General features: G+C 59.4%; 23 protein-coding genes and 1 other annotated feature. Of the genes, 1 reads left to right on the top strand and 22 read right to left on the bottom strand.

The features are described 5' to 3' along the window. Nucleotides 1-131: 131 nt before the first annotated feature. From obgE to ACP26L_RS28950, 18 genes are all read right to left on the bottom strand, one after another. Nucleotides 132-1,433, bottom strand: a complete 1,302-nt coding sequence (gene obgE / locus ACP26L_RS28865; RefSeq protein ID WP_426448661.1) for a GTPase ObgE — start codon at nucleotides 1,431-1,433, stop codon at nucleotides 132-134. A gap of 22 nt (nucleotides 1,434-1,455) precedes the next feature. Then, entirely contained in the window at nucleotides 1,456-2,112 is a 657-nt protein-coding gene (locus tag ACP26L_RS28870; RefSeq protein WP_426448662.1) for a Spo0B domain-containing protein, read from the bottom strand. Nucleotides 2,113-2,261: 149 nt separating this feature from the next. Continuing rightward, the gene (gene rpmA / locus ACP26L_RS28875; RefSeq protein ID WP_013920102.1) at nucleotides 2,262-2,573 is read right to left on the bottom strand and encodes a 50S ribosomal protein L27; all 312 of its coding nucleotides are present in this window, start codon (nucleotides 2,571-2,573) and stop codon (nucleotides 2,262-2,264) included. A 14-nt stretch (nucleotides 2,574-2,587) separates the two neighbouring features. Further along, nucleotides 2,588-2,923 (bottom strand): ribosomal-processing cysteine protease Prp, encoded by a 336-nt coding sequence (locus ACP26L_RS28880; RefSeq protein ID WP_426448663.1) that lies wholly within the window; start codon nucleotides 2,921-2,923, stop codon nucleotides 2,588-2,590. 3 nt (nucleotides 2,924-2,926) lie between these two features. Next, nucleotides 2,927-3,238, bottom strand: coding sequence for a 50S ribosomal protein L21 (rplU, locus tag ACP26L_RS28885; RefSeq protein WP_426448664.1), 312 nt, complete (start codon nucleotides 3,236-3,238; stop codon nucleotides 2,927-2,929). 14 nt (nucleotides 3,239-3,252) lie between these two features. Further along, nucleotides 3,253-3,340 (bottom strand) — a sequence feature (ribosomal protein L21 leader region). A gap of 51 nt (nucleotides 3,341-3,391) precedes the next feature. Then, on the bottom strand, nucleotides 3,392-4,642 hold the full coding sequence (locus ACP26L_RS28890) for an Rne/Rng family ribonuclease (protein WP_426448665.1): 1,251 nt from the start codon (nucleotides 4,640-4,642) through the stop codon (nucleotides 3,392-3,394). A gap of 43 nt (nucleotides 4,643-4,685) precedes the next feature. Further along, the gene (locus tag ACP26L_RS28895; RefSeq protein WP_426448666.1) at nucleotides 4,686-5,591 is read right to left on the bottom strand and encodes a M50 family metallopeptidase; all 906 of its coding nucleotides are present in this window, start codon (nucleotides 5,589-5,591) and stop codon (nucleotides 4,686-4,688) included. Next, entirely contained in the window at nucleotides 5,584-6,516 is a 933-nt protein-coding gene (locus tag ACP26L_RS28900; protein WP_426448667.1) for a peptidoglycan DD-metalloendopeptidase family protein, read from the bottom strand. Before ACP26L_RS28900 ends, ACP26L_RS28895 begins: the two co-directional genes overlap by 8 nt. A gap of 187 nt (nucleotides 6,517-6,703) precedes the next feature. Further along, nucleotides 6,704-7,858: an FtsW/RodA/SpoVE family cell cycle protein gene (locus tag ACP26L_RS28905; protein WP_426448668.1), complete on the bottom strand. Its 1,155-nt coding sequence runs from the start codon at nucleotides 7,856-7,858 to the stop codon at nucleotides 6,704-6,706. A 6-nt stretch (nucleotides 7,859-7,864) separates the two neighbouring features. Further along, nucleotides 7,865-8,665 carry a septum site-determining protein MinD gene (gene minD, locus ACP26L_RS28910; protein ID WP_426448669.1) on the bottom strand — a complete coding sequence of 267 codons (801 nt, stop codon included), beginning with the start codon at nucleotides 8,663-8,665 and terminating at the stop codon, nucleotides 7,865-7,867. Nucleotides 8,666-8,782: 117 nt separating this feature from the next. Continuing rightward, nucleotides 8,783-9,448: a septum site-determining protein MinC gene (gene minC, locus ACP26L_RS28915; RefSeq protein WP_426448670.1), complete on the bottom strand. Its 666-nt coding sequence runs from the start codon at nucleotides 9,446-9,448 to the stop codon at nucleotides 8,783-8,785. 94 nt (nucleotides 9,449-9,542) lie between these two features. Further along, on the bottom strand, nucleotides 9,543-9,701 hold the full coding sequence (locus tag ACP26L_RS28920; protein WP_426448671.1) for a hypothetical protein: 159 nt from the start codon (nucleotides 9,699-9,701) through the stop codon (nucleotides 9,543-9,545). Between the two features lie 71 nt (nucleotides 9,702-9,772). Then, a complete protein-coding gene (gene mreD / locus ACP26L_RS28925) occupies nucleotides 9,773-10,300 on the bottom strand; it encodes a rod shape-determining protein MreD (RefSeq protein WP_426448672.1) in 528 nt (175 codons plus the stop codon). 5 nt (nucleotides 10,301-10,305) lie between these two features. Further along, on the bottom strand, nucleotides 10,306-11,187 hold the full coding sequence (gene mreC / locus ACP26L_RS28930; RefSeq protein ID WP_426448673.1) for a rod shape-determining protein MreC: 882 nt from the start codon (nucleotides 11,185-11,187) through the stop codon (nucleotides 10,306-10,308). 134 nt (nucleotides 11,188-11,321) lie between these two features. Continuing rightward, nucleotides 11,322-12,356, bottom strand: a complete 1,035-nt coding sequence (locus tag ACP26L_RS28935) for a rod shape-determining protein (RefSeq protein WP_426448674.1) — start codon at nucleotides 12,354-12,356, stop codon at nucleotides 11,322-11,324. Between the two features lie 324 nt (nucleotides 12,357-12,680). Continuing rightward, complete coding sequence (radC, locus tag ACP26L_RS28940; RefSeq protein WP_426448675.1) at nucleotides 12,681-13,370, bottom strand: RadC family protein; 690 nt, start codon at nucleotides 13,368-13,370, stop codon at nucleotides 12,681-12,683. 58 nt (nucleotides 13,371-13,428) lie between these two features. Beyond that, on the bottom strand, nucleotides 13,429-14,034 hold the full coding sequence (locus ACP26L_RS28945; RefSeq protein WP_426448676.1) for a Maf family protein: 606 nt from the start codon (nucleotides 14,032-14,034) through the stop codon (nucleotides 13,429-13,431). A 42-nt stretch (nucleotides 14,035-14,076) separates the two neighbouring features. Then, nucleotides 14,077-14,319 (bottom strand): DUF4321 domain-containing protein, encoded by a 243-nt coding sequence (locus ACP26L_RS28950; RefSeq protein ID WP_426448677.1) that lies wholly within the window; start codon nucleotides 14,317-14,319, stop codon nucleotides 14,077-14,079. A gap of 222 nt (nucleotides 14,320-14,541) precedes the next feature. Between ACP26L_RS28950 and ACP26L_RS28955 the strand changes: the two genes are divergently transcribed. Continuing rightward, nucleotides 14,542-15,846, top strand: coding sequence for an N-acetylmuramoyl-L-alanine amidase (locus tag ACP26L_RS28955; RefSeq protein ID WP_426448679.1), 1,305 nt, complete (start codon nucleotides 14,542-14,544; stop codon nucleotides 15,844-15,846). A gap of 179 nt (nucleotides 15,847-16,025) precedes the next feature. On the opposite strand, the gene ACP26L_RS28960 is transcribed toward ACP26L_RS28955, so the two are convergent. From ACP26L_RS28960 to ACP26L_RS28975, 4 genes are all read right to left on the bottom strand, one after another. Continuing rightward, complete coding sequence (locus ACP26L_RS28960; RefSeq protein ID WP_426448680.1) at nucleotides 16,026-17,444, bottom strand: SPOR domain-containing protein; 1,419 nt, start codon at nucleotides 17,442-17,444, stop codon at nucleotides 16,026-16,028. 289 nt (nucleotides 17,445-17,733) lie between these two features. Then, entirely contained in the window at nucleotides 17,734-19,113 is a 1,380-nt protein-coding gene (gene murC, locus ACP26L_RS28965) for a UDP-N-acetylmuramate--L-alanine ligase (protein WP_426448682.1), read from the bottom strand. A 7-nt stretch (nucleotides 19,114-19,120) separates the two neighbouring features. Further along, nucleotides 19,121-20,509: a bifunctional folylpolyglutamate synthase/dihydrofolate synthase gene (locus tag ACP26L_RS28970; RefSeq protein WP_426448683.1), complete on the bottom strand. Its 1,389-nt coding sequence runs from the start codon at nucleotides 20,507-20,509 to the stop codon at nucleotides 19,121-19,123. 7 nt (nucleotides 20,510-20,516) lie between these two features. Continuing rightward, a complete protein-coding gene (locus tag ACP26L_RS28975) occupies nucleotides 20,517-23,192 on the bottom strand; it encodes a valine--tRNA ligase (RefSeq protein ID WP_426448685.1) in 2,676 nt (891 codons plus the stop codon). Nucleotides 23,193-23,204: the final 12 nt, after the last annotated feature.

The raw sequence follows: 23,204 nt of genomic DNA on the forward strand, positions 1-23,204 counted from the left end.
AACGAACATTATATATTATATTTGATTTTATTGTTCGTAAATAAAGCACTTTCACAAAAACAAAAGCACCAACCTCACATGTACATGACATGTAAGGTTGGTGCTTGATGCGCCATTGCGGGCGGTCGTTTCTATTCCTGCTCGACAAATTCGAACTCAAAATCGCCGATGCGAATGGTTTGTCCGTCTTTGGCGCCGCGATCCCGAAGCGCTTTGTCAATGCCGCGCTTGCGGAGAATGCGGGCAAAGCGCATGACGGACTCATGCGTGCTGAAATTCGTCCGCTTGATAAGCTTCTCGATGCTCGGCGAATCCACCACGAAGGCTTCGTTGTCGCGGCGGATCGTGAAGTCCTGATCTTCGTCGGCCTCGAGGCGATAGACCTTGCGCTCCATAATCTCCGGCAGCTCTTCAACCACCGGTGTTTCCGGAATGGACTCAAGAAGGTCCATGACTTTGTACAGAAGCTCCTGCACTCCGCTCTTCGCTACCGCCGAGATGCCGTAGACAGCGTAATCCTTGCCGGTCTCCGCCAATCGGCGGCGGAACTCGGCCAGATTCTCTTCGGCCTCGGGTAGATCCATCTTGTTGGCCGCAATGATCTGCGGCCGTTCCTCGAGCTTGGCATTGTAGAGCCTCAGCTCGTCATTGATCTTCTCCCAGTCGTCGAAGGGATCGCGCCCTTCCGTCCCCGCCATATCCACGACATGAAGAATGATCCTCGTGCGCTCAATATGGCGAAGGAACTCATGGCCGAGGCCCACGCCTTCATGCGCCCCTTCGATGAGACCCGGCAGGTCCGCCATAACGAAGCTGCGCCCGTCCCCGACATCGACCACACCGAGGTTTGGCGTCAGGGTCGTAAAGTGGTACGCCCCGATCTTCGGCCTTGCTCCGGACACGACGGACAGCAGCGTGGACTTGCCTACGCTCGGGAACCCGACCAGACCCACGTCCGCCATCACCTTCAACTCCAGAACGACCCAGCGCTCTACGCCTTCCTCGCCGTTCTCCGCAATCTCGGGAGCCGTATTGTTCGTCGTTGCAAACCGCGTGTTCCCGCGTCCGCCCCGGCCGCCCTTGGCGATTACCACCTCTTGGCCGTGCTTCGTCAAGTCAGCGATAATCTCTTGGGTGTCGTCGTCGACAACGACGGTACCCGGCGGCACCCGTACGATCATATCGTCGGCATTGGCGCCATGCTGACTCTTGTTGCGGCCTTTCTCGCCGCGCTCCGCTTTGAAGTGCTTCTGGTAGCGGAAGTCGACCAGCGTCCGCAGGCCCTCGTCCACTCGGAAGATGACGTCGCCTCCATCCCCGCCGTCACCTCCGGCCGGACCGCCTTCAGGTACATATTTCTCCCGGCGGAACGCTACGAGTCCGTCCCCTCCGTCGCCGCCTTTGACATAGATCTTCGCTTTATCTACAAACATTGTCCTTCACCCTCTTTATCGGTCACTCTGAATAACGCCACGCGGACGCCCACACAACCTTGCCTTCACAGTACGTTCCCTTGACTGCAGCAGATCCGGTTGAATCAAGATCGGCGTTCAGGGACGATTCCCTGCTCTTCATTCGCTCTTCCGCGTACGGTCCTTCGTATTGGATCGTAATGGCCAGATGGGCCGCTTCGCTGTCCCGGCTTAGGTGCAGGTCGAGCAGACCCTGGCCATCCGCAAAAGATCTCGCTTCGTCCTTGAAGGACTCCAGCGCCCGGACCAGCGACGCTGCGGCAGCCGATGGATTCTGCAGCTCCGGAAGCCGGATTTCCTCGTTCATGGAAATCTCCAGCTCCAGCTCCTTCACTTCGGACTGGAACGAGAGCAGATATACGATCAGCGAGGGGATGCCCAGCTTGGAGACATACCCTTCCTGTCGAACCTTCTCTTTTATTTTTTCCATGAGAGGCGGCAGTTTATCATACTTTTTCAACTGGACATACGCCATTAGAAGCTGAATGTCATTCATCCAATCGTGCCGGTAGTGATTAAACAGCCGGAGCAGCCTGGCATCCGGGTCCGTCAAGTCTGCGCCTGCCTTTTCCTCGTCAACCTTTGCCCCTTCCGCATGCATCGTATCCAGGATCCGTTCCTGTCCATAAGCGTTCGACATACCTTGACCTCTCCGTTCCGGTACAGGTGATATGTATAACAGTATAGCATGAGGATGCCCAAAATTCACGGTCGCGGCCTTCCCCCGAGACGAAGAAACCCCGGCGAACTTCAATCGCCGGGGTTCTCTATCCATGGATGGATGGGATATTACACTTCCACCGCTGCAGCCACCGGAGCAGCTGCCACAGGGTAGACACTTACTTTCTTGCGGTCACGGCCAAGACGCTCGAACTTCACTACGCCTTCGACTTTCGCGAAGAGCGTGTCGTCGGAACCGATACCCACGTTGTTGCCCGGGTGAATCTTCGTTCCGCGTTGACGAACGAGGATCGAACCTGCAGTAACGGTTTGACCGTCTGCACGCTTCACGCCAAGGCGCTTCGCGATGGAGTCACGACCGTTCTTCGTGGAACCTACACCCTTCTTGGATGCGAACAACTGAAGATTTAATTGTAACATGTCTGTCTACCTCCTTACTTGTCTGATGTGGTGGTGATTGCTATATATGCACCGTATGATTGTTGAATCGATTCCAGCATCACTGCCATGCTCTCCAGCAGGAGCTGTACTTGCTCATTACGATCCGCCGAATCGAGGGAAGGCACCTTCACATGCAGCAGACCATGATCCATGTCCGCTTCCAGCTCCAATCCCGTCAGCGCTTCGACGGCATTCACCGTACCCACGGTCACTGCGGATACGCCGGCACAGACAATATCCTTGCCCGGATCGTCGTAGAACGCATGACCTTCAACACGATAACCCGAAATCCGACCGTCAGCCTTCCGATGAATCGCTACGCGAATCATGGATTAGCCTTGGATCTTCTCGATCACGACTTTCGTGTATGGTTGACGATGACCTTGCTTGCGGCGGTAGTTCTTCTTCGCTTTGTATTTGAAAACGATGATTTTCTCGCCTTTGCCTTGCTTCTCCACTTTGCCGGATACGGATGCGCCGGAAACAACCGGAGCTCCTACCACGAGGCCGCTGTCCTTGGATACGGCCAGAACACGGTCGAATACTACCGCTTCGCCTTCACCAGCTGCCAGCTTCTCGATGTAAACTACATCGCCCTCTTGCACTTTGTACTGCTTGCCACCTGTTTCAATAATTGCGTACATTCTTGTTGCACCTCCTCATGTCTCAGACTCGCCTAAGCCAGGTGGCTTGACCCCAAAAGAGCCAGCACTTAAAGAACCCGCTTCGTGCGGTTACAGCATGCTATAGCAACGCACCAAACTATATTACCACAGACGTATACCCAAAGCAACCTGTTATTTTTTGTTGTTCGTGGGAACGAGCAGCCCGCTGCCTCCACAGACCTGGCAGTACTGTGGCGCCGAAGCTTCCATGCTGTCGCGCACTTTCTTGCGGGTCATCTCCACCAGCCCGAGCTTGGTCCACCCGGCCACAACGGTCTTCGTCCGGTCCCTGCGTACTTCCCGATCCAGCTCCCCGAGCACCTGCGCCCGGTTCTCCTCAGTCTCCATATCGATAAAATCAATAATGATAAGTCCTCCGATGTCGCGCAGCCGCAGCAGCCTGGCGATCTCCCTTGCCGCTTCCCGGTTCGTATCGAATACGGTCCGCTCCAAGTCCACTGTCCCGGTATATTTGCCTGTGTTAACATCAAACACTGTCAAAGCTTCGGTCTGATCGATGATCAGATACCCGCCGTTCTCAAGCCATACCTTGCGCTTCAAGCTCATCTCGAGCTGCCTGGACGCCCCGTAGTCAGCCATGGGGTCAATGTCCCGCCGCAGCCGTACCCGCTCCGCAAGCTCCAGAGCCCCCGGCGCGCTGACAAGGCCGCGGATCTCGAGCAGCAGCTCCTCCGTATTCACCACGAGCTCGTCCACATCACCTTTAAACAGGTCCCGCATCAGCCGCGGAAGCATCTGCAGGTCGCTGTAGATCTGCCGGGGAACCGCCCCGGGCTGCCGCGCCGCCTGCTCCAGCCGCTGCCAGCGCAACCGCAGCTCCTGCAAATCAGCGGCGAGCGCTTCCTCGCTCTCCCCGAGCGCGGCCGTCCGGACAATGAACCCTTCCCCGGCCAGGAGATGACGTTCCGCCATCCGCTTCAGCCGGTCCCGGTCGGATGCGTTCTCGATTTTGCGGGAGACGCCCACATAATCGGCCTTGGGCATAAAGACGCCGAAACGGCCCGGAATCGCGTAATGGGTCGTGACCCGGGCCCCCTTCGTGCCTACGGGCTCCTTGGCCACCTGCACCATGATCTCCTGTCCGGTGCGCACCAGGTCGTGAAGCGGCGGTTTTTCCTTGGGCTGCTTCTCCAAATGGGCCGGCAGCAGATCGTCGATATAGAGGAACACATTGCGCTCGAGCCCCACATCGACGAAGGCCGCCTGCATGCCCTGCAGCACCCGGGTGACCCGCCCGATATAGATATTGCCGGCGAGCTGCCCTTCATCCCGCCGGCCTTTGTAATATTCCATAAGCCTGCCGTCCTCGAGGACGGCAACCTCGGTATGTTCGTCGCCTGTTTTGACTAGTATCCGTTTCATGTCCGGCAGCACCCCGGCCTTATTGTACCATAATCCCCCTGCCTTAGGCGAAGACCTCCGCCACGGTACGGGCACGCCGGGCTTCGTCGAAGTAGCATTCCAGCACCCTCTGCTCCGGCACCACCTGCAGGATCCGGCCCTTCCCGTCCATAACATAGACCAGGTGGTACCGGTCGCGCATGAACAACCCCACCACCTCGGAGATGCGTCTGGTGCCCGATACTACCAAAGGACCGGCCAGCGACCCCCGGGCCTGCTGCTGCTCGTAGCGCGTCCCCCTGTGTACCAGAAAGCGCATAAACCGGTAGGGAACGCCTTTGAACTCGTACCAGTTGGAGTAGAATAAAAAGCTGCCGATGAGCAGCCAGTTAAGCTGAACCCCTCCGCGCTCACTGAAGAGATGGACAAGGGATGCTGCAATGAGTAGACCGCTCAGCACCAGAGAGACGGCCGCCGCCACTTGGATCGTGCGCTGGTAGGGCAGCCAGAGGCCGAGGAGCACCTGCATCACCCGGCCCCCGTCGAGCGGCAGGACCGGCAGCAGATTGAAGAGGGCAATGAGCAGATTCGCCCGGATAAAATAGCCCCCCCACTCCGGCGGCACGATCTGCAGCGCGATAAGCCCATAAGCCAGCGCCATCATCCACAGATTCTGCAGCGGCCCGGCCAGAGCCACTGCCAGCTCCTCCCACGCGGGAGCGCCTCCCGTCTCCTCCACCACAGCCACGCCTCCGAAGGGCAGCAGCTGCACCTCCCGCACCCGCCAGCCGAAGCCGCGCGCCGCGGCCACATGGCCCAGCTCATGAATGAATACGATGCCGAACAAAGTGGCCATCTCCGGCAGATACCCCGTGACGGCCGACAAGAGCAGCATGATGGAGAACAAGGGATGGAACCGCAGCCGGATGCCGAACCATTCGTTCCAGACGCGCCTCCGCCCTTTATTCAAAAGCGATCACATCCGACGGATTGACCGCTTTGCCGTCTTTGGACATCACGGCGAAAAACAGGGTACCGTCTGCGCCGCCCTCCGCAGGGTCCGCCACCGTGCCGATGGTCTCGCCTCCCTTAATCCAATCGCTGCTCTGGATCGTTCCCGGTTTCAGGTGCCCATAGACCGATTGAACCCCGTCCGTATGCCGCAGGATCACCGTGAACCCCGTGTCTTCCTTGGTTCCTGCAAATTCCACCCTGCCTGTATCGAGAGCCGCCACCGGTTCTCCGGCCGGAGCCGAAACGAGCACGCCCCCCTGGACCGGGGTAAACGGCGCGATCAGCTTGCCCTGAACGGGCGCAAAGTAGTGCTTGGCCACCGAATCAACCTTCTTCACTTCCTCTTGATGCTTAGACGGGTTCATGGCCGGAATAAAGGAGGGAATGCTGCCGAAGCTCTCCTGGTACCACGCCGCAATGGCATTCACGTCCAGCGATTCGTTGAGCTGGGCCGTGACGAGCTCTCTGCCCTTGTCAGCCCAAGGATGGTCCCAGTGATACAGTCCCCACACGCCCGCAAACAGCAGCCCGCTGAGCAGGATCTTGACCGCGAACCTGCGGGCCGCCCCGTCCGGCTGCAGCCCGCCTCCACCGGCGTCGTAGGCTGTCCGCCCGTCATAGCGGGACCACTCCTGCTGCCACTTGCGGTTCCACTCGGCTTCCGGATCGGGCCCGAGCTCCCGGCCCTGCTCCTCGCGGATCCACGGCGGCAGCGGGGCTTCCCCCTCCAGCCTTGGTCCCCTTCCCTGCTCCTGTTCCCGGTAGACCGGGAACTCCCAATGCCCGGCCTCCGGCCCCTTATCGGTACGGCGGCCTGTCCCCTGCTGGAGCTGGCGGAGCTTTTCCGACCGGCGTTCCCGAATGCTTTTTCTCGTGTCCATGAACCCTTCTCCTCCTGCCGCCATAGCTTCTCCATACCATCCTATGAGCTTGTACGCGAGAATATACGACAGCCTCCCTTCTCAGGAGAGCAAGGCGGCCGGAACTGCACACGATGACGGAAGACCCTTCATGTGTTCCAATTCAATAAAAAAAGACACCTTGGTCAGGTGTCTTGGCTTGTTCCGCTTAATCTTCGTCGAGCAGCATATCGTCATGAAGCTTAATGCTCATCACGAGGCCCATAGCGATCATATTAATGAGCAGCGAGGTTCCTCCGTAGCTGATGAACGGGAGCGTGATCCCCGTCAGCGGCATAATCCCGATCATCATGCCGATGTTTTGGAAGATCTGGAACACGAGCATGGAGACGATACCGACGACGATATAAGAACCCGAATAATTCTTGCAGTGCAAGGAGATCAGAATCATCCGATAAATAAGCACAAAATACATCAGCAGCAGCGCCGAGGACCCTACGAAGCCGAACTCTTCTCCTACGACGACGAAGATCGAGTCGGTGTAAACCACCGGGATGAAGTTGCTGTGCACCGAGGAACCATGAAGATACTTCTCGCCGAGCAGGGAGCCCGACCCGATGGCCCGGATGGCATTCTCCACGTGATACCTCGCATTGGAGGAAGCCGAGGAAGGATCGATCAGCGTCAGGATGCGGGGCATCCAGTGCGTGGGGATATCCTTTACTTCCAGGTAAGCTTTCAGCGGATCGTAATAATGCTGGAACAGATACAGGAATAACCCGGCCGTACCCGCAAGCACGGATGTGCCGATAAGTACATAGGAGAGCCGGATATTGCCGATCCAGAACATCCCGAGCAGAATGACACACAGGATAATCGCATTCCCGATATCCGGCTGGATGATAACCAGGGCGATCGGAAGCGCCGCCAGCAGTCCAACCGGGAGGACATCCCTGGTCAGCTGGAGTGTCTCCCCCCTGCGTTTGGCCATGAAAGAGGCCAGTGTCAGGATGAGAATGATCTTCACCAGCTCCACGGGCTGGAAGTCCAGTCCGAAGCCGAGCCGGAACCAGCCCCGGGCGCCGTTCAGGTTGACCCCCAGGAAATAGACCGCGATCAGGAGCACAATGCCTACACCGTACAAATAGTAAGATACCTTGGTCAGTACGCGATAATCTACCATCATGGCAGCCGTGAAGCCGAGCAGGGATACGGTATAGATGAGAGCCAGCTTATTCGGATCAAAGGTGAGCTCCGCGTTGCCTGTCAGAGTGGCGCTGTAAACCAAAGCGGTGCTGATGGCCATGAAACAGAGCAGTATGACAACGATGGGCACATCGATTTTCTTCAGTTTATGCAGCACTTACCCTCATCCGCCCATTCCCAGAAACTTTTTCATTTTGCCGAACATGCCCGTCTTCTCCTCGAGCGGCATCAGCGGCACCGTATCTCCCAGCATGCGCCGCGCGATATTGCGATAGGCGATCGCTGCACGGGAATTCGGGTTCATGACGGTCGGCTCGCCGATATTGGCGGCCTTGATCACGTACTCGTCGTCCGGAACGATGCCGAGCAGGTCGATGGCAAGCACCGAACAGATCTCGTCGATGTCGAGCATCTCGCCCTTCTTCACCATATTCGGGCGGATCCGGTTGATCACGAGCTTCGGCGATTCGACACCCGGCTCCTTCTCGAGGAGTCCGATGATCCGGTCCGCATCGCGTACGGCGGCGTTCTCCGGCGTCGTGACGACAATGGCCTTGTCCGCCCCGGCCACCGCATTCTTGAAGCCCTGCTCAATGCCTGCAGGACAGTCGATGATCACATAATCGAAATCACGCTTGAGCTCCAGCACGATCTGACGCACCGCTTCGGGCGTAATGGCGCTCTTGTCTTTGGTCTGAGCGGCCGGAAGCATGTACAGTTCATCGAACCGCTTGTCCTTGACGAGTGCCTGAGGAAGACGGCACCGCCCTTCGGCCACGTCGATCAGATCGTAAATAATCCGGTTCTCGAGGCCCATAACCACATCCAGATTGCGAAGGCCGATATCGGTATCGACCATGACCACTTTCTTGCCCTGCAGGGCCAAAGCCGTCCCGATGTTGGCCGACGTTGTCGTCTTGCCGACACCGCCCTTCCCTGAAGTGATGACGATTGCTTCTCCCATAGGTTTCACTCCTACTCCCCTTAAGATAAACGGCTGCGGCGCCCCTTAAGGACGATTTGCGTTTATGTAAAATAACAGATGAAGAAAAAAGAGGACCGATTCCCACATGCCGGAATTTTAGTGATGCTGGTTCAAGCTGAATTTATGGAGATGATGGATTTTGTCGATCTCCATCTTCCCCTCCTTCACGTAAGCAAATTCCATATACGTATCGAAGGAGTCCCCGAGCTCCCATTCGTCGGGCGGCCGGGAAATAATCCCGGCGATGCGCAGCTGCGTCGGCCTCATATGGGAGGCGGCGATAATTGCCCGCTCGTCCCCGTCCACTCCCGCATGCGCCATCCCGCGAAGCGAGCCCATAATATATATGCTTCCGGAAGAAATGATGGTCCCGCCTGGGTTCACGTCACCCATGAACATGATGTTCCCCTCATGGGTGAGCGTCTGCCCCGATCGGACCATCCCCCGCACCATCCGCACTTCCGCCGGATCCGGCTCCGTCTTCTGATGCGTCGGGTCCAGTGTCTCGACGGACTGGATCAGCAGATTGCCCTTGGAGGAGATGATATCGCGCACCTGCTCCTTCTGCTCCTCGGTCACGACACGGCTGCCCAGCTTCACGTGCACATGAATAATGGGACCGGTCAGAATTTGCTGATGGGTTTTCTCCAGCTTGTGCTTCAGCTCGGCGAGCACCGCCGAAAACTCGCAGGAATCGTCGAGCAGGAACACAAGCCCTTCTTTCACGCCTTTGATCGTCACATGATGTTTTGCTGCCGCCATAAACGCTCCTACCTTACTGCTTAAGATAAACGGCTTCTCCGTACATCCAAGGACGACACGCGCCCGCGGCGTCCCGGTGTGAGGAACAATAATGCTACGGATCCGTATCCGTCTGAAGCCGGGCCCTCCGGCCGGAGCCGGCATGAAGCCAAGCCCCGCCGCAGACCAAGGCGGCGGCCGGTGCAGCGCCTGCCGCTCCTGCACCGCCGCCGATCGGCTGCTGCCCCCATTCCCGCCGCGGACGCATGGACATGCCGCTCTGTTTCCCTTAAGCCTATACATTTCGGCTTCGCCTGCCGGTTCTCCTGCCGGGAGGCAGGAAAATTATTCGGTCTCCTCCTTGGAGACCACCGGCAGGCTCTCGAACAGCCGGCGGGCCGGCACGTAGATCGCCAACGCGAACAGCAGGTTGATCAGCATACTCGGCAGCATCTGGTGAAGGAACATCCACTGGAAATCCACATGGGTTACCCGGAACAGCCGGTACAGCGCGAAGAGCACCGCGTCGTAGAACAGGTTCCCGGCTCCGATGACCAGCATGCTGATCAAGATCGAAGAGTAAATTCTTCCCTGCATCAATCCGGCCAGGTATCCCGCGAGGCCCATGCCGAACGCGACCGGTCCGAGCATCGGCGCATAATGGATAAAGTCGTGAAGGATCCCGAACACGAGTCCGAAAGCGAGCGCCGTATGGCGGTTGATATAGAGTCCGATATAAATAACGATAACCAAAACAAAGTGCGGAATAATCTGGATATGGCTCTGCCACGCGGCAGGAATCAACCAAGGCATCAAGGTGCTTTCAAGCAGAAACAGGAGGAAGAGGATGAGCCATAATTTTCCGTATCTCATACCGGCTACTTCGCCTCCGGAACATCGACGACGAAGACTTCACGCAGATGGGTAAAGCTCGCGAACGGCTGGATGGTGGCCACGTAGGTAATCCCGAAGTCCCCCTGACGCTTCTCCACCACTTTGCCGACCTCGATGCCCGCAGGGAATACCAGGCCTTTGCCGGAGGTGATGACCGTATCGCCGGGCTGGATGTCGTCCCCCGGTTCGATCTTGGTCATGAGCAGCAGACCGCTGTCGGCATCCACCGTCTCGAGTACGCCGAACGACTTCGTTTCTTTCCCTTTGACCGTCAATGCGATCGCCTTGGAGAATACGCCGGCGCCCGCATCGGCATCCACGGAAGCTTTGTCATCAATCCCTGTAATCAGCTGCACGTCGGCATAGAAGTTCGATACGGACACGATCCGCCCCACAAGCCCGTTCACGGAGACGACCGCCATATTGGCCCGGACGCCGTCTTTCTCCCCGAGATTGATCGTGACCATCTTCTGCGCCTGCTTATAGTCGACAACCTCCGCAATCCGGAAGTTGTATTTGTTCATCTGTTTCTGCCGCTCGGTGAAGGCCAGATCCTCCTCAAGGCGTTTGTTCTTCTCAAGCAGGTCGTTCAGCAGCGTCGTATCCCGCGCATATTTCGTCACGGTCTGACGGAGCACCTTGTTCTCCTCATACACGGTACGAAAGCTCCGGATGTCCTCGAACAATCCGGCTATGTATCCGACTGGCTTGTAGATCATCCCCTGAACCCAGGAAACCGTGTCCTTCACGAACCGTTCCGGCCATGTCTGATATCCCCGGTTTCCGAACGTCAATCCCATCAGCGCGATAAAGAGAATCAGCCCCAGCATCAAGATGAGCAGTCTCTTATTTCCGAGTAATTTCACTTCTCCTGCACCTTCCAACCTTTCCTTCAGAAATTGGCCCAGCCCGTTATGCCGGCAATCACAGCAGCTTAAGGTTTAAGCCGGGCAGAGACGGTCTTCGTACCCGTACCGCCCGGCTTCCTAGGGACAATTCTTCAGCGTCTGGCTTTGGAGGTGGGACCCGAACGCGTCTTGAACAAATGGATGTTCTCCAGCGCCCGGCCCGTACCGATCGCAACACAGTCGAGCGGATTCTCCGCCACAAGCACCGGCATCCCCGTCTCGCGGGAGAGCAGCTTGTCGAGGTTGCGCAGCAGCCCGCCGCCGCCCGTAAGCACGATCCCGCGGTCCATGATGTCCGCCGCGAGCTCCGGAGGGCATTTCTCCAGCGTAACCTTCACGGCCTCGACAATGCTGAACACGGTATCGGCCAGCGCATCCGTAATCTCTTCGGAAGTGATCGCCATCGTCTTCGGCAGTCCCGAGACGAGGTCCCGCCCGCGGATCTCGAAGCGGGTCGGCGTATCCATCTGCAGCGCGGAGCCGATCTCCATCTTGATCGCTTCGGCGGTGCGCTCGCCGATCATCAGGTTGTAGGTGCGCTTGATGTATTGGATGATCGCATCATCCATCTCGTCCCCTGCAACGCGAATCGAGCGGCTCGTTACGATCCCTCCGAGGGAGATGACGGCGACTTCCGTCGTTCCGCCCCCGATGTCCACGACCATGGAACCGGTAGGCTCCCACACCGGAAGGTCGGCGCCGATGGCGGCCGCAAACGGCTCTTCGATCGTATAAGCGTCGCGCGCGCCCGCCTGACGGGTAGCGTCCTCGACCGCGCGCTTCTCCACGGCTGTGATGCCCGACGGCACACACACCATGACGCTCGGATGGCGCTGGAAGAGATAGCGCTGCTTCTGCGCCTGACGGAGGAAGTACTTGATCATGGTCGAGGTCGTCTCGAAGTCGGCGATGACGCCGTCCTTCATCGGCCGGATCGCACGGATATTGCCCGGCGTACGGCCGATCATCATTTTGGCGTCGTTGCCGACGGCCTCGATGGTTTTGGTATCGGTGCGGATCGCGACAACGGACGGCTCGCGAACAACGATCCCTTTCCCTTTGACATAAACGAGCGTGTTGGCCGTGCCCAGGTCGATCCCCAGGTCTTTCGTAAATCCTCCGAACATAATTAGGGTGCTCCCTTCTGTATTTGAACGCAAATTTCTCGGAAAAGGCAAAAATCAAGTGTGTTCACTCCGCAGCGGGCGCATTACCGGTATGTACCCCGGCAGGCAGGCGGCTGTTCTTCTCGAGAGCGGGCCGGGCCTGTCCGGGAGCAAAGCTGAAGTCCCGTGCCCGGAGTAAACGACGGAGGCGTCCGTCCGGCAAGACGAACGCTTGTGTATGACATTAACGAAGGTTCTCCGGCCGAGTGCCTGAAGACCCCGATGGTTTCATGTCCAATCAGGTCGAACCCCGCCGAGCGGGCCCGAAACCTGCACTTCATTATATTACATGTATCCGAGCTCCTTCAAACTGACGAAGCGCCGGTCTCCGATCACCAAGTGGTCCAGCACTTCGATGCCGACGATCTCGCCGGCTTCCGCCAGCCTTCTTGTCAGCGCGATGTCCTCCGGACTCGGCGTCGGATCTCCGCTCGGGTGGTTGTGCGCACAGACGATCGAAGCGCTGCTGCGCTTGATCGCGGAGCGGAACACCTCCCGCGGATGCACGATCGAAGCGTTCAGGCTGCCCATCGACAGCGTCTCCTGCCCGATCACATGGTTCTTCGTATTGAGGAAAAGACAGACGAAATGCTCCTTCTGCAGGTAGCGAAGGTCCTCCATGAGCAGGGCTGCGGCATCCTGCGGAGAGCGGATCGTGACCGTCTCGTTCATGCCGCTGCGGGCCATGCGCCGGCCGAGCTCAATGCCCGCCCGGATCTGCAGCGCCTTCGCGGAGCCGATGCCCTTAATGCTCGTCATCTGCTCGAGGCTCATGTCCGTCAGGCTCCGGAGGCCTCCGGATTCACGCAGCAGCCGCTGGGCCACATGGACCGCAGACTCCTGGTAGGTTCCGGTGCGAAGCAGTATCGCCAGCAGTTCCGCATGGCTTAAGGCTTCCGCCCCGTAGTGGATCATCCGCTCCCGGGGCCGCTCTTCTAGGTGTAGTTCACGCAGTGTTGTATTCGGCGATTCCATGGGTACAGCTTGTTCCCCCTTCAAGTAGTACGAAACACCATTATAGCATGTCCGCGCACTAAATGACAGCGACTCCCAGACGTTCCAGGAGAGCCGACAGCAGGGAGAGCGGCAGTCCCACCACATTGAAATAATCGCCTTCGATCCGGTCGATCATCGTCGCGCCCAGCCCCTGAATCGCATAAGACCCGGCCTTGTCCATCGGCTCTCCGGAGGCGATGTAGCGGCGGATCTGCGCTTCCGTAAGAGGGTTCATGTATACTTCCGTCACCCGGTGCTCCGTCAGCCGCTGGCCCGTCGCCAGGTCAAAGCAGGCCACGCCGGTGTAAACCTGGTGCCTGCGTCCCTGCAGGGAGCTCAGCATACGGAAGGCATCCTGCTCGTCCTGCGGCTTGCCGAGCACCTCCCCGTCCAGGACGACGATCGTATCGGAACCGATAACGATGCCGTCCGCCGGACCCTCTTCCTTACAACGTTCGTACACCGCGCCCGCTTTGCGGGCGGAGAGCTCCTCCACAATCTGGGCGGGCGACAGCCCCGGCTCGGTCGATTCATCCACATCGCTGACGCGGATCGCATAAGGAAGGCCCAAGGACCCGATGAGCTCCTGACGCCGCGGAGAAGAGGAGGCCAGAATTAAGGTGCGCGTGTCGGTTATTGTCATAAAACAATCCCTCGTTTCGAATAAGTTTCATGGCCGTCCCTGCTACAGCTTACGGAAAATCCAGAATCCGAGGGCCAGCCCCAGAATGCCGATCAGGTTCAGCCGGATCTGCAGGTCGAGATCGTAGCGGATCACAAGCAGGTCCGCTTTGGGCTGCCAGGTCAGCGTGACGGTCTTGGTCAAAAAACCGAGGTACGGGTAAGGCGCCAGCAGCTGGCCGACCAGCGTGCCCGCGATCAGGCAGACCAGTAGCAGCAGAATCAGGGTGAGTGAATTCTTCTTCAAGATGTAGGATACCTCTTTCGGACGGTAGTCAATTCACGGCAAAGCGCCAGAGTCAAAAATTATTATAGCATATTTTGGCTCTCCTTCATGGTGATTTTGACACCTCCTTCAAGCCCTGCAACCGCCTGGGCAGATGGCGCCGCGGGTGGAGAAAGTTGCTTGCTTACAGCGCCCGGGCAGCCAGGTACAATGAACAAATGAGTAAAGGAAGGAGTGACCGCCATGAGCAAGCCATGGGCGCGTGCCGCCCTGCTGGCACTCGGCCTTCTGATCCTGCCCGGCCAGGCCGGTGCGGCCAAAGTGGTGCTGGACCCAGGACACGGAGGCTCCGATCCCGGAGCGGTCGGCGTGAACGGACTCTACGAGAAAACGGTGAACTTCGACATCACCACCCGGGTGCGGAACCTGCTGATGGAGCAGGGCTACGAGGTCGTGCTGTCGAGGAACACCGACAGCTATATGTCACTGCAGGACCGCGTTACTTTCAAGGACAGCCAGTCGGCGGATCTGTTCGTATCGATCCATGCCAACTCGTACGGCAGTCCGGATGTCAGAGGAGCCATGGTGCTCTATTACGATAACGCCTATCCGCAGGAGAGCTATCCGGCAAGCGAAGCGATGAAGGTGCTGACACCGCAGAGCCGCCAGCTGGCACAGCAGGTGCTGGACGCTTTCGTCGCCCAAAGCGGCATGGGGAACCGCGGTCTTGTCCCGAGCGCGGTCTATGTCGTGCGCAACGGCACGATGCCTAGCATTCTGGTCGAGACCGGGTTTCTCTCGAACGCCGCGGATGCCGCACTTCTGGCCCAGGACAGCGTCCGGCAGGCCATGGCCCGTGGGATTGCCTCCGGCATCGGGGCGTACCTGCCTCCGGGCACGGTGTTCCCGGACCTTGCGGGACACTGGGCCCGCGAAGCGGTCCTGCGGCTGAAAGCGCAGGGCTTGGTGGAAGGCGCCGCGGACGGGCGGTACGAGCCCCGGCGGGTGCTGACGAGAGCGGAATGGGTGACGCTGCTCGGCAGGCTCTTCGACCTGCCGCAGGCCTCGGCAGGGAGCGGGTGCTCCGCCGGCGGAGCCGGCAGCAGCGTAACCGGCGCGGTCTACAGCGGCGGGGAGGGCTGCCGGCCGGAGGCCGCGCGGGGGGCTGCCGCGTTCCGTGACGTGAACGCGGGGCACTGGGCCTTCGCCGCCCTGGACCGGGCGGTGAAGGCGGGGGTGCTGGAGGGCTACCCTGACGGCACGCTGCGGCCCGACCGGCCGGTGACCCGGGCGGAAGTGGCCTCGCTCCTGCAGCGGCTCGCCGGAGCAGCCGCGGGGCGGTCGCATCCGTTCGGCGATGTGCCTTCCGGCCACTGGGCCGAAGGCGCGATCGCGGGTCTCAAGGATGCGGGCTGGATCGACGGGTTCAGCGCAGACCGCTTCGCGCCCGAGCAGGGCATGACCCGGGCGGAGGCCGCGGCCCTGCTCGACCGGTATACGGCTTCTGCCGGTTCCGCCGGGTCCCTTCCGGCTGCGGCAGGCCGGTAAACCCGGAGCCTGTCCTTTCTGTCCCCATGTAGACGACACAGACCTTTGGGAAGTCGCTGAAGGGCAGGAACTTCTCTTTTTTTGGCCCTTGCTTGGCAGTACAGACCAAAAAAGCCAAAGTGCCCCGCGCTGCTAGACGCTGGGAGCTTTGGCTCTTTTGTCATTCCGTGGGAATACCCTCACGGCTGCGCGGCACGCTTCAGGAGCTCTTTCTCCGCCACCAAATACTGCAGGAGTGCGCCCTGTGCCTGCCAGAGGATGGCATGCGAAGGATTCTTCTTATACTCATCAAGTGCGCTCACCGCTGTGTTCAGCGCATTGTTCATCTTCGGCAGCGAAGTCCTGCCCACTTCGCCCAGCCCGTCGCTGACTGCGGAAGCTCCTGCCGCCCAGGCGACATGCGCCGTCTTGATGCCCTGCAGCGCCTTTTCGTCGATCGGGCCCGGCTCGGATTCCTTGAGCTTGGCCGCGGTTTGGGAGGCAACCTGCTGTACGAGCGAGGCCCCTTGGGAGATGTAGGTTTGGAGCGCCTCCGTCCCCTTGCCGTTCCAGCGCACCTTCTTGGCCCCCGGCACCTCGAAGGCTTTGACTATTACTTCCTGCTTGGCCTGCAGCCCTTGAGCGAGCCCCAGAGCGTCATCCCTGTTCGTCGTCAGTCCCAGGTAGACGGTGTTCTTATCGCCGAGCTCGGCGACCGCTTCAATCCCCTTCTTGCGCAGATCGGCGGCGAACGTCTCCGCGGCGGCCGCAGTGCTGAACACCCCGCCCTGCAGAATCGTATAGGAGCGCGGCGGCAGGTTAACGGCGGCGGCAGCGCCGGGGAGGGCCCCGGCCGCGGCGGCCGGCTCCGTACCCGTCTTCGCTCCGGCGGCGCCCCCCGGAGCTCCGGTCCCTTGAGGCGAGATCACGGCGGCGCCCTTCGCCGGCGCGGCCGGATCGTCTCCGGTGAACATCGACAGCACAAGGAAGCCGAACGCCACTCCGGTCACCACGGCTCCTGTAACCGACGCCGTAATCTTCAGCCAGGAGCTCTGCTGGGGAGGCCTTTTGTAATACCCGTCGTCCCCCGGACGGCCGGTGAAGCGGTAACCCGACGGCTCCTCCCTGCCGGGGCTGCTGTCTCTGCCGATATAGCCGGTCTCCCCGTCATATGACGCCTTGGCTTGGGAGTGCTCCGAGTTCCGGATCAGCTGCTCCACCCGCTCCGCCTCCGGGTCGAACGAGCTCTGCCAGGCGCCGAACTCGCTCCCGTACCCCTGCTGGATGTCAGCATCCGGCTCCAGCAGCAGCCACCCCTTCGATGAAGCCCGCGGGGCATCCTCACTGGAGCCGGACGGGCCTCCTCCGGCAGCAAGTCCTGTTTCCTCCCGTTCCGTCTTTCCCTGGGACCCCGTCCTGCGGTGCTCGTCCGCCGCTTCCTTCGAGCTGCGGGCTTCTTCCTCCTCCCAACCCGGCGCGGGAGCTTCCGCTGCACGGGCCCGCGGTGCCTCCTCAACGACTTCGTACTCCTCCCTGCGCAGCGGAATGACCCGCGCTTCCCCCCGTCCGCGTTCCGCTGTCGTCCCATTATATCGGAATGTCATTTTGGCCTTATTCATCGTTCCAGCACTCCCTTGTCCCATTATCGTATTACTAGACTATGAGACTTCTAAGAGAAGTAGAACCGTTGTGACGGCCCGGTGAGGGCGAATAGTGGAAAAAGGAATAAGAGCGGCTGCCTTCCCGCATGCTATATAAACGGGGGCCGGTGGAGGCCTTCTCATGCTGTCCAGGCTGCAGCCCGCCTTGTCCCTATGGCAAAAACCCGGCTCCTGTTGGAACCGGGTTCATGATAAACAGGGTTAGCCGCCAAGCCTGCCGAGATGGGCTGGTGGGCTGGTGGACCGGTTACGCCCCGCGGGCTTCGAGCGCTTTAGCCAGGCCGTCCGCCGCCTTCCAAATGTCGCCCGCGCCCATGGTGAGCACGAGATCACCGGGCTGCACGGAACCGAAGAGGTAGTTCTGCACTTCTTCCTTGGTCGGTACATAAGTTACGTTGGCATTGCTGTTCTGGCGGATGAGCTCCACGAGCTTCGCCGACGTGATGCCCTCGATCTGCTTCTCGCCCGCAGGAGAGTAGATGTCGGTGATGATCACCTCGTCCGCATCGGGGAACGCCCGGCTGAACTGCTCGAAGAGGAAATACGTCCGCGTATACCGCTGCGGCTGGAACACGGCGATGATCCGCTTGCCGGTCGCCTTCGCCGCCAGGATCGTCGCTTCAATCTCCGTCGGATGGTGGGCGTAGTCGTCGATCACGAGGATGTCGTTCACCTCGCCGAGCACCTGGAATCTGCGCTTCGCGCCGCGGAACTCCTTGATCGCTTCCGCCACCTGGGCGAAGGTCAATCCCGCCTCCATGCAGGTAATCAGCGTGGCCATCGCATTGTAGACGTTATGCTTGCCTGGAACAGACAATGAGATCGTGCCGAGCACCTGTCCGCCTCGCATCACCTCGAACGACACTTTACGATCGCCCAGTACAATATTGTGCGCCGTCACGTCGGCATCGGAATGAATGCCGTAGGTGATGACCTCGCTCTTAATCTGTGGAATCATCCCGGACAGATAAGCATCGTCGAGACAAACCACAGCTTTGCCGTCCGCTTTCACCTGACTGAGGAACTGGGCGTACGCCTTCTTGAGATTCTCAAAATCCCCGTTGTAGTTCTCCAGATGATCCGCCTCGATATTATTCACGAGCGCAATGGTCGGATGGTACTGGAGGAACGAGCCGTCGCTCTCGTCCGCTTCCGCTACGACCCAGTCTCCCTTGCCCGCCTTGGCATTGCTGCCGACGTTCATGATCTCTCCGCCGATGATGAAGGTGGGATCCGAACCGCAATGCTCGAGCACAAGCGCAATCATGGATGACGTCGTCGTCTTTCCATGGGCGCCGGCTACCGCAATCCCCTTCTTGGCGTTCATCAATCGAGCCAGCATCTGGGACCGGTGAAGAATCGGAATGTTGAGCTCCTCCGCCGCGGCCATCTCGACGTTGTCCTTGGATAATGCCGTAGAGTAGACGACCACGTCCGCCCCTTTGACATTCTCCGCCTCATGTCCGATGAAGACCTGCGCGCCCTTGGCCGCCAGCTTCTCCGTCAGTTCCTGCTGCGCCAGATCAGATCCCGAAACTTGATACCCCATCTCCAGCATTACTTTGGCGATCGCGCTCATGCCGTACCCGCCAATGCCGATAAAATGGATATGCTCCGATGTATTCATGCTCGTTTCACCAGCCCTTTTCAGAATCGGATTGATGCTTCACCCAGGAACGGACGTCCCCGATCAAATACAAGGTGCCGGAGACCACAGCGAGGTCATCCTCTTCCGCCAGCCGCTGCGTCAGGTCCAGGGCCGCCTTCCAGTCCGGCTCCACGATGACCTCCACATCCGTTCGGCCCAGCTCATCCAGAAGAGTCCGTGCCAGGGCCGCCAGGTCGGAGGCCTGCGCCTTCTTGTGCCATTCGGGTTCGGTCAGAATCAATGTGTCCACTAGAGGTAGTATATGCCTGAAATAGCCAGTATGATTCTTATTCGACAGCATCCCCATCATAAAATGAAGCTTCCGGTACCGGTACGTCTCCTTCAGCGCGGCAGCCAGCATCTGCGCCCCCTCCGGGTTGTGCGCACCGTCGATGAGCAGGCGGGGAGACTCCGACAGGAGCTCCAGCCGGCCCGGCCACTGCGTGCGCTGCAGCGCGTTCAGCAGATCCTCGTCATCGATGATCAGCGCGTAGTACTGCCGCAGCACTTCCAAAGTCATGAGCGCGGTAGCCGCGTTCTTCACCTGGTGCGGTCCGTTCATGGAGATCACGGCATCCGGAATCCCCCGGAATACGCCGTGGAACGTGAAGGTCTGCTTGTTCTCTTCCACAGCGGCCGTCTTGTAATGAAAATCGCGTCCCAGCAGATAAAGCGTGCTCTTCCTTGCTTTAGCCGCCTCCGCCACCACTTCAATGACTTCCGGCTGCTCGACGGCACTTACGACAGGCACGCCAGCCTTGATGATCGCCGCCTTCTCCGCCGCAATCTCCGGCAGGGTCTCCCCGAGGAAATCCATGTGGTCATGTCCGATATTGGTAATGACCGAGACGAGCGGGGTGACGATGTTCGTGGAATCGAGTCTTCCGCCCATACCGGTCTCCCACACGACAAAATCCGGATACGCCACCCGCGCAAAATACTCGATCGCAATGACCGTCGAAATCTCGAACATCGACGGCTGTCCGTGTTCTTCGGCCACCCGGTCAATGACCGGCTTCACCTTGTTCACGACCCGGAGCAGATCCTCGTCGCTGATATTGACGCCGTTGAGACGGATCCGCTCGTTGTAAGATTCGATATAGGGGGAAGTGAACGTCCCGACATCATAGCCTCCGCTGCGGATCGCCTCCGTTAGGAAGGCGCAGACGGAACCCTTGCCGTTCGTGCCCGCGACATGGATAAATTTCAGCCTGCGGTGCGGGTCGTCCAGGTATTCCATCAGCTTCTCCATTCGCTCGAGGCCTGGCTTAATGCCCGCCAGGGGGATGAAGCGGACGATCCAATCGACTGCTTCGCGTGCGGTTTGGAACGGCGTATCTGCCGCTCCCGTCACGTGTTCTTCTGCTTCGCTCATGCTGCCCTCATCCTTTCAGCTCGGCGATGCGGGCCGTGACTTTATCACGCTTGTCGGCGTAATCGGCCAGCTTCGCTTTTTCCTCTTCAATGACCTTGGCCGGTGCCTTCGCCACGAACCCCTGGTTCGCGAGCTTCTTCTCGATCCGTTCGACTTCACCGTGCAGCGTGGACAGCTCCTTCTCCAGACGCGCGATCTCCTGCCCGATGTCGATCAGGCCGGCCAGCGGCAGGAACAGCTCCGCCCCGGTGACAATCCCCGTCATCGCTTTGTCCGGTGTGGCGAGCGCCGTACCGATCTCCAGCGTTGATGTGTTGCAGAAGCGGCGGATGTACTCTTCGTTGCGCTTCAGGATCGACTCCGTCTCCTCGCCGGCCGGCTTCACGAGCAGCTCGACCTTCTTGCTCATCGGCACGTTCACTTCGGCGCGGATGTTGCGCACCGTACGGATCATGTCCATGAGCAGCTCCATCTCGCGGACCGCTTCTTCGGCTTCGAAGCCACTCTCGTAGACCGGCCAGGACGCCAGCGTAATCGTCTCGCCTTCGTGCGGCAGATGCTGCCAGATCTCCTCGGAGATGAACGGCATGAACGGATGAATCAGGCGCTGCGTGCGGTCGAGTACATACGCGAGTACCGACTTCGTCGTCTTCTTCGCTTCCTCATCCGTGCCGTACAGGGACAGCTTGCTGAATTCGATATACCAGTCGCAGAGATCGTCCCAGATGAAGTTGTAGAGGAGACGGCCGGTTTCACCGAACTCATATACATCGATCAGGCGGGTTACATCGCGCACCGTCTCGTTCAGTCGGTGCAGGATCCAGCGGTCGGCCGTGCTGAGATTGCCGCTGAGGTCAATGTCTTCGAACCGGAAGCCGCCGAGGTTCATCAGCGCGAAGCGCGAAGCGTTCCAGATCTTGTTCGCGAAGTTGCGCGCCTGCTCGACCTTCTCCCAGCGGAAGCGCAGATCCTGCCCCGGCGTGGAGCCGGTGGAGAGCATGAAGCGCATCGCATCCGCACCGTACTTCTCGATCACCTCAAGCGGGTCGACGCCGTTGCCGAGCGACTTGGACATCTTGCGGCCTTCCGCGTCACGGACAAGACCGTGCACGAGCACGTCCTTGAACGGAATATCGCCCCGGAATTCCAGCGAGCTGAAGATCATCCGGGATACCCAGAAGCCGATGATGTCATAGCCCGTTACAAGCAGGCTTGTAGGGAAGAACCGCTTCAGGTCCTCGGCCTCTTCATCCGGCCAGCCCAGTGTGGAGAACGGCCACAGCGCGGAAGAGAACCACGTGTCGAGGACATCCTCATCCTGCTTCAGGCGGGTGCTCCCGCACTTCGAACAAACGGTCGCATCCTCGCGGGAGACCGTCGTCTCGCCGCAGTCGCCGCAGTGCCAGGCCGGAATCCGGTGGCCCCACCACAGCTGGCGGGAGATGCACCAGTCGCGGCTGTTCTCCATCCAGTGCAGGTAGATCTTCTCGAAGCGGTCCGGTACGAAGTTCGTTCCCTTGCCCGACTTCTGCACTTCCACCGACTGGTCGGCCAGCGGCTTCATCTTTACGAACCACTGCGTGGACAGATACGGCTCAACGACCGCGCCGCTGCGCTCGCTGTGGCCAACCTGATGAATGTGCTCTTCGATCTTGATCAGCACACCGAGGTCTTTCATGTCCGCTACGATCTGCTTGCGGCAGTCGAACCGGTCGAGCCCCTGGTACTTGCCGGCATTCTCGTTCATCTTGCCCGACTCGTCCATGACGAGAATCTGCGGCAGGTTGTGTCGTCTTCCCACCTCGAAGTCATTCGGGTCGTGGGCCGGCGTAATCTTAACGGCGCCGCTGCCGAATTCCTTCTCGACATACTCATCCCCGATGATCGGAATCTCGCGTCCGAGGATCGGCAGCACGAGCGTTTTGCCGATCAGGTGCCGGTAGCGCTCATCCTCCGGATGAACGGCCACAGCCGTATCGCCGAGCATCGTCTCCGGACGGGTGGTCGCCACCACGATGAACTCCCCGCTGTCCTTCACCGGGTATTTCAGGTGGTACAGCGCGCCCTGCACTTCTTTATATTCAACCTCGATATCCGAGAGCGCCGTACGTGCCGCCGGATCCCAGTTGATGATATATTTGCCGCGGTAGATCAGGCCCTTCTCATAGTAGCGGACGAACACTTCGCGAACCGCTTTCGACAGCCCTTCATCCAGCGTGAAGCGCTCGCGGGAGTAGTCGAGCGAGAAGCCCATCTTTGCCCACTGCTCATGAATCGTGGCTGCATAGTGATCCTTCCATTCCCATACCTTCTCGAGGAACTTCTCGCGCCCGAGATCATAGCGGGTGACTCCTTCTTCGCGCAGCTTCTGCTCCACCTTGGACTGTGTAGCGATCCCCGCGTGGTCGGAGCCCGGCAGCCAGAGGGCGTCATAGCCCTGCATCCGCTTCGTGCGGATCATGATGTCCTGCAGCGTGCAGTCGAGCGCGTGCCCGATATGCAGCATGCCCGTTACGTTCGGCGGAGGGATGACAATCGTGTACGGCTCGGCATCCTTACGCTCTCCCGCTTTGAAGAACTCATTTTTGAACCAGTAATCGTACCATTTTTTCTCGGCATCCTTCGGGTCGTACTGCGTCGGCATGCTGATCTCCGGCGCCCCGGTTGCTTTTGTTTCTTCCATGCTGCTAACCTC

This window comes from Paenibacillus sp. S-38, assembly GCF_049942825.1.
In the GTDB taxonomy this organism is placed as follows: domain Bacteria; phylum Bacillota; class Bacilli; order Paenibacillales; family NBRC-103111; genus Paenibacillus_G.